Genomic DNA, 797 nt, shown 5'->3' with positions numbered 1-797 from the left:
AGTATCGTACTTATACTTTCTGCATTTTTTAGCTGGCTCGGCGCACGATTTCTGGCATATGAAAGCCCGCAAGGCGCTCTTTTCATCGCCAGAAACACCTTAATTGCGGCGCTCACCTGCGGCCTCTTTCTTCGTTATGCATACCTGGACTTTCTAGCTAAGCAGCGTGAAAAAGCGGAACTTAGCTCGCGCATCGAAGCTCTACAGTCCCGAATTCGCCCGCATTTTTTGTTTAACAGCATGAACAGCATCGCTAGCCTTATCAGCAGCAAGCCAGAACAAGCCGAGAACGCAGTGCTCGATTTATCAGAGCTGTTTCGCGCAACGCTGAACACAAAAAACAGCTATGTCACGATCCGAGAAGAACTTAAGCTCTGCGAAAAATACCTAAATATAGAAGGCTTACGCCTTGGAGAAAGACTCAAGCTCGAGTGGCAAATTGAAGATCAGGTACTGAATTTCCTGATCCCTCCACTTACACTCCAGCCATTGGTCGAAAATGCAATTTACCACGGCATACAGCCCATACCAGAGGGAGGCACAATTCGCTTCGAAGCGTATCTGAAACAAAAAACCATCTATCTTCTTATTTCTAATCCAGTTTCCAGTAAAGAGCAGACGCGTCATGGCAATCAAATTGCTCTTGGTAATATTGCTGACCGCCTCGCTGCGCTGTATTCCGATCAAGCCCTGATCAAAACCAGCAAACTGGACGATGTATTTACAACCACTCTGCGCCTGCCTGCGCGGACATCCAGATAATAGAACTCGCATGCATACTGAACTCACTGTACTCA

1 protein-coding gene is annotated in these 797 nt (G+C 46.9%); it reads left to right on the top strand.

Annotated elements, in window-relative coordinates:
* Positions 1–762 (top strand): sensor histidine kinase (locus A3750_RS19635; protein WP_156498764.1); only part of this gene is annotated, 762 nt, incomplete at its 5' end.
* Positions 763–797 lie beyond the last annotated feature (35 nt).

This window comes from Oleiphilus sp. HI0079 (assembly GCF_001635105.1).
This window is presented reverse-complemented; position numbering and strand designations above follow the sequence as displayed.